The sequence below is a fragment of the Streptomyces sp. NPDC059456 genome, assembly GCF_042750055.1.
Lineage (GTDB): Bacteria > Actinomycetota > Actinomycetes > Streptomycetales > Streptomycetaceae > Streptomyces.
This window is the reverse complement of the sequence record NZ_JBHYVA010000571.1, coordinates 1-5632: the sequence shown is the minus strand read 5'-3', so window position 1 is coordinate 5632 and position 5632 is coordinate 1. Positions and strand designations below refer to the sequence as shown.

The following is a 5632-nucleotide window of genomic DNA, read 5'->3' as shown; positions in this document are numbered from 1 at the left end:
CACCCGCCCCCCCCCGACCCCCCCGCCCCCCCCGCCCCCCCCGCCCCCACCCACCCCCCGCCCGGGGCGGGGCGGGCGCTCCGGGCGGGCCGACCGCCCGTCGACGCGCCGGTCAGCCGGTCAGCCGGTGCGGCCGACGGAGTCCAGGAGGGCGAGGTCCTCGGCGGTCAGGCGCAGGGAGCCCGCGGCCACGTTGGCGGTGAGGTGGTCCGGGTTGCCGGTACCGGGGATGGCCAGGACGTGCGGTCCCCGGTGCAGGGTCCAGGCGAGCCGGATCTCGGCGGCGCCCACCCCGTGGGCGCGGGCCACGGCCAGCACCTCCTCGTGTTCGGCGCCGCCCGTGCCCGCTTCGCGCCCCGTGCCGGCGATCGCGTAGAACGGCACGAACGCCACGCCCTGCTCGCCGCAGCTGCGCAGGAACGCCTCCTGCTCGGGTCCGGCGCCGAGCCCGTACATGTTCTGCACGCAGACCACCGGCGCGATCGCCTGCGCTTCGGCGAGGTGGTGGGGCCGTACGTTGGACAGGCCGAGGTGGCGGATCAGTCCGGCCTCGCGCAGGTCGGCCAGGGCGCCGAAGCGCTCGGCGATCGAATCGTCCCCGACGATGCGCAGGTTCACCACGTCGAGGTGGTCGCGGCCGAGCTGGCGCAGGTTCTCCTCGACCTGGCCGCGCAGCTGCCCGGGGGTGGCGTGGGGCACGAACTCGCCCGCCAGGGACCGGCCGGGGCCCACCTTGGTGGTGATGACGAGGTCGTCCGGGTACGGGGCGAGGGCCGTGTTGATCAGCTCGTTGGCGGAGCGCAGCGGGGAGAAGTAGAACGCGGCGGTGTCGATGTGGTTCACGCCGAGCTCGACGGCGCGGCGCAGGACGCCGATCGCCCGGGCCCGGTCGCTGGGGGCGGAGTCCCGGGTGAACGCCGGGCCGTCCTGGGTCAGCCGCATCGCGCCGAAGCCGAGGCGGTTCACGTGCAGGTCGCCGAGCTTCCACGTGCCGGATGCGGCCGCGTTGATGTTCTGGGAGGTCATGCCGGAATGATCTCCGCACGATAGGGTCGGCGCCAATGTTTCAGGCATGAGTGAATCCAAGGGGTGGTCCTCCTGGGCGAGCTGGCGTTCTCGGCGGGCGATCTGGCACAGATGCGGTTCGCCGTCTCGCCGTCGTGGGAGGTGGTGACCAGCTTCCGGCGGCTGCTGACCGACGGCGCCACGTCGCCCGTGTACCGGCCCTGGGCGGAGCAGGTACGGCCCCGGCTGGCGGCCGCCGGGCTGGACCGGGGCTGGCTCGCGGAGCTGATCCCGCCGAAGGGGTACCTGCCGTACTTCCTCAATCCGGCGCCCGCCGGACCGGCCCCCGCTCCGGCGCAGGAGCTGGCCGCCCTCGTGGCCTCCCCGGCCGACGTCGTCCGCCGCAATCTGGACCACCTGCGCTACCACCAGGGCTCGCTCGGGCCCCGCGCACGGTCGCTGTACGCGGATCCGCAGGCGCGCCTGCCACGGCTCGCGCAGGAGGTGGAGGCCTACTGGGAGCTGGCGCTCGCCCCGTACTGGGCACGGATCCGTGCGGTGCTGGACGCCGATGTCTTCCACCGGGCCCGGCAGGCGGCCGAGCAGGGCGCCGGGCACGTCATCAACGAGCTGCACAGCGCGGTGCGCTGGGACGACAACGCCCTGCGGCTGCTGCGCCGGACGCGGCCGCTGTCCCGGGAGACGGCGGGCCGGGGCCTGCTGCTCGTTCCGTCGGCGTTCCTCGGGCCGGGGCTGCTGACCCGGATGACGCCGCCGGACCCGCCGCAGCTCGCCTACCCGGCGCGCGGCGTGGGCGCGTTGTGGGCGTCCCGGCCGCCGGCCGCGAAGGCGCAGGCCCTCACCGCCGTGCTCGGCCGTTCGCGGGCCCTGCTGCTGGCGGAGTTGGAGGCGCCGGCCTCCACCACCGAGCTGGCCCGGCGTACGGGGCTCTCGGCGGCCGGGGTGTCCCAGAACCTGACGGCACTGCGCGATGCGGGTCTGGTCAGCGCGCACCGGGCGGGCCGCTCGGTGCTGTACGCCCGCACCACCGTCGCCGAAGCCCTCCTCGCGGCGCCGGGCCGGGAGGGATCCGTCAGCTCAGCTGCCGCACCGACATGAGCAGGTGGCGGTGGTCCTCGCGCGCCGCGTCACCGGCATCCGCATCGGGTACGGCATCGGCATCGGGTGCGGCGCCGAGCAGGGCCCGCAGGCCGGGGCCCAGCAGTTCGAACCGCACGCGCGGGGCGTCGAAGGAGGTGAGCGCTTCGAGCAGGTATCCGGGGTTGAAGGCGACGGCCAGGTCAGCGGCGCCGTCCAGGGTGGCCGGGATCTCCTGTGCGGCGACGTCGTCCCCGTACCCCGCTTGCAGGAGGAGGCTTCCCCGGGCCGAGAAGTCGAGCCGGACGGGGCTGTTGGGCTCCGCGACGACCGCGACCCGGCGGACGGCCTCGGCGAGTTCCTCCCGCCGGGTGACCGCGATCGCCGGGCTGTCCAGGGCGAACAGCTTGCCGTGGCGCGGCAGCCGTCCTTCGAGCAGCCGCAGGGTCGTGCGCATGCCGTCCCCCTCGAAGGCGATCAGGCCGCCGCCCGAGCCGCCCGGGCCGCCCGGGGTGTTCAGGCCGATGCGGATCGACCCGGTCTTCGCCAGCGAACGGGAGATCTCGGCCAGTCTGCGGCCGGGAACCACCACCTCCACCGGTTCGCAGCCGTCCGCCCCCGTCCCTGCCTCCGCATCCGGTTTCCAGGGCACCGTGCGCACGGCGTACCGGTACCGGTCCGAGGCGGCCAGGGTCATGGAGTCGCCGTCCAGCCGGAGCTGGATCCCGGTGAGCACCGGGAGCGCGTCGTCACGGCCCGCGGCGATCGCGACCCGGGCGACGGCGTCGGCGAACTCCGCCGCGTCGGCCGTTCCGCGGAAGGGGGGCGGCGCGGGAAGTGCCGGGTATTCGTCCACGGGCAGGACCGACAGGCCGAAACGGGTCCCACCGCCTTCCACGGTGAAACGCGTGCCGTGCAGCGCGCACTCCACCACGGTGTCCGGCAGCACCCGGCAGATGTCGAGCAGCCGGCGCCCCATCACGAGCACGTGCCCGGCGGACGGGGTGTCCGCCGGGACTTCGATGTGCGCGGACGCCTCGTAGTCGAAGCCGCGGATGCGCAGCCGCCCGCCTCCCGCATCGAGCATCAGGCCGCCGAGCACGGGCACCGGCGACCGCGCCGGCAGTGACCTGGCCGCCCAGGCCACCGCCTCCGCGAGAGCGTTCCGCTCGATCCGGAATTCCATCCGCACATCCCCCGTCGCATCGCACCGTTCGGTCCACGCAGGGTAGGGGGCGGCACTGACAACGGACCGGCTAGAAGGGCTTGGTGGGGAGGTACTTGCCGTCGAGGGTGATGACGGCCCGCTCACCGCCGTCGGGGTCCGCGACCTTCCTGACGTCCAGCTTGAAGTTGATCGCGCTGATGATCCCGTCGCCGCACTGCTCGTGGACCAGGGCCTTGAGCGTGGTGCCGTAGACCTGGAGCATCTCGTAGAACCGGTAGACGGTCGGGTCGGTCGGGATGCCGCCGGGGATGGAGCCCCGCATCGGGATGGTCTGGAGGAGCCGCTCGGCGTCCGGGCCGAGTTCGAGGAGTTCGGCGACGGCGCGGGCGGAGGCGGCCGGCAGGGGGTGCTGGCCCAGCACCGCGGCGGTGACGAAGGCCACGGACAGGCCGGCCGCATCGGCGATCTGCTGCCAGCTGAGGTCCTTGCGGGCCTTGGCGTCGACGGCGGCGTTGGCCAGGGACTGCCGGGCGGTGGGGTCGAACTGGGCGTGGATCACGAGAGGTTCCTCTCGGAGGTGGTCGGACGGATCAGGTTCGGGTCCGGTCCGGGTTCGGTCCGGACCGGGTTCGGTCCGGGTTCGGGTTCGGGTTCGGGGTCGGGGCAGGCCGGGGCCGGGTCAGGCCGCGACGGCGGCGGCGCGGCCGGTCGCGGGGGTGATCCGCTCGACCGCGCCGGTGGGGATGTCGTAGACCCAGCCGTGCAGGGTGAGGGTCCCGGCGGTCAGGGCGCGGGCCACCGCGGGGTGGGTGGCGAGGTGGGCGAGCTGGACGGCGACGTTGTCCCGGATCAGGGACGCGAGCTCGGCCTGCGGCGCCCCGGCGGGGGCCGCGTGGCGCAGCCAGCGGCCGACGGCGGGAAGCTCCGCGAGGTCCTGGCCGGCGGCGAGTGCGGTCATGGCGCCGCAGGCGGAGTGCCCGCAGACCACGATCTCGCGGACCCCCAGGACGGCGATCGCGTACTCGATGCTCGCCGCGGTGCCGTCCCCGGCATCGGGGCCGCCGGGGCCCTCGGGGCCGTGTGCTTCGTGGGGCGGTACGAGGTTGCCCGCGGTCCGGATGACGAACAGCTCGCCCGGCTCCCGCTGCGTGATCAGTTCCGGGACGACGCGGGCATCGGAGCAGCCGATGAAGAGCGTGTGCGGCCGGTGGGTGGTCGCCAGGCGGGCGAAGAGCTCCGCCTTGGCCGGGAAGACGTCCTGCTGGAAGCGCGCGAGGCCTTCGGCGAGGTCGTGCACGGGTCACTCCCTTCGGTGGGACGGCCCTGGTCGGGCTGACGGGATCCACCCTGCATGACCTGCACCCATAGAGTCCAAGACGCACTGATCATGATCGCTATTGGTGACATCTATACTGGTGTGCATGCCTCTGGAACTGCGCCATCTGCGCTACCTGCTGGCCGTGGCCGAACACGGCAGCTTCACCCGCGCCGCCGAGGAACTGCACATCTCGCAGCCCACGCTGTCGCAGCAGATCAGGCAGCTCGAGCGGACCGTGGGCGCCCAGCTGCTGGACCGCACGGGGCGCGCCGTGCGCGTGACCGACGCGGGCGCGGCCTTCCTCCCGTACGCCCGCCGCACGCTCCAGGACCTGGCCGCCGCCGAGCGGGCCGTACTGGACGTGGCGGACCTCTCGCGCGGCAGCCTGCGCCTCGCCATGACCCCGACCTTCACCGCGTACCTGCTGGGCCCGCTCACCGCGGAACTCCACGCCCGGCACCCCGCCGTCACCCTGAACGTCAAGGAGATGACGCAGGGCCGGCTGGAGTCGGCGCTGCTGGCCGACGCCGTCGACCTGGGCATCGCCTTCCAGGGCCCGCACCTTCCGGGCATCGGCGCCGACGCCCTGTTCACCGAGAGCCTCGGCCTGGTGGTCGGCCCCGCCCACCCGCACGCCGGCCGCACCGAGCCGCTGCCCGTGGCCGAACTCGCTTCCTGCCCGCTCGCGTTGCTCAGCGGGGACTTCGCCACCCGGACCCACGTCGACGCGTACTTCCACCGGCACCGGGTCGAGCCGCCGATCGCGGTGGAGGCCAACTCCATCAGCGCGCTCACCGAGATCGTCCGGCGCACCGGGCTCGCCACGGTGCTCCCCGACGCCCTCACCCGCGACCACACCCCGCTGCACCCCGTGCCCCTCGGCCCCGCCCTCCCCGAGCGGACCGTGGTCCTCCTGCGCCGCGAGAACGCGTACGAGAGCGCCGCCGCCCGCGCCTTCGCCGCGCTCGCCCGGCAGTGGGCGGGCGCCCCGGCGCCGGTCAGCCCGTGAACACCGCCGAGGCCTCGGCGGCGTACGCCCGCAG

General features: G+C 74.5%; 6 protein-coding genes. 2 read left to right on the top strand and 4 right to left on the bottom strand.

Going from position 1 to position 5632, the window contains the following annotated elements; translation table 11 throughout:
- Nucleotides 1-120: 120 nt before the first annotated feature.
- Nucleotides 121-1026 carry an aldo/keto reductase gene (locus ACFXA3_RS33660; RefSeq protein ID WP_385193151.1) on the bottom strand — a complete coding sequence of 302 codons (906 nt, stop codon included), beginning with the start codon at nucleotides 1024-1026 and terminating at the stop codon, nucleotides 121-123.
- Nucleotides 1027-1137: 111 nt separating this feature from the next.
- Here ACFXA3_RS33660 and ACFXA3_RS33655 point away from each other — a divergent pair, with 111 nt between their 5' ends.
- The gene (locus tag ACFXA3_RS33655) at nucleotides 1138-2124 is read left to right on the top strand and encodes a DUF5937 family protein (RefSeq protein ID WP_385193153.1); all 987 of its coding nucleotides are present in this window, start codon (nucleotides 1138-1140) and stop codon (nucleotides 2122-2124) included.
- Here ACFXA3_RS33655 and dnaN read toward each other — a convergent pair.
- From dnaN to ACFXA3_RS33640, 3 genes are all read right to left on the bottom strand, one after another.
- A complete protein-coding gene (gene dnaN / locus ACFXA3_RS33650; RefSeq protein ID WP_385193149.1) occupies nucleotides 2099-3289 on the bottom strand; it encodes a DNA polymerase III subunit beta in 1191 nt (396 codons plus the stop codon). The two genes, ACFXA3_RS33655 and dnaN, sit on opposite strands and share 26 nt — an antisense overlap.
- A 70-nt stretch (nucleotides 3290-3359) precedes the next feature.
- A complete protein-coding gene (cynS, locus tag ACFXA3_RS33645) occupies nucleotides 3360-3830 on the bottom strand; it encodes a cyanase (protein WP_385193146.1) in 471 nt (156 codons plus the stop codon).
- A gap of 120 nt (nucleotides 3831-3950) precedes the next feature.
- The gene (locus ACFXA3_RS33640) at nucleotides 3951-4568 is read right to left on the bottom strand and encodes a carbonic anhydrase (RefSeq protein ID WP_385193144.1); all 618 of its coding nucleotides are present in this window, start codon (nucleotides 4566-4568) and stop codon (nucleotides 3951-3953) included.
- A gap of 124 nt (nucleotides 4569-4692) precedes the next feature.
- On the opposite strand from ACFXA3_RS33640, the gene cynR reads away from it, so the two are divergent.
- Nucleotides 4693-5598: a transcriptional regulator CynR gene (cynR, locus tag ACFXA3_RS33635; protein WP_385193142.1), complete on the top strand. Its 906-nt coding sequence runs from the start codon at nucleotides 4693-4695 to the stop codon at nucleotides 5596-5598.
- Nucleotides 5599-5632: the final 34 nt, after the last annotated feature.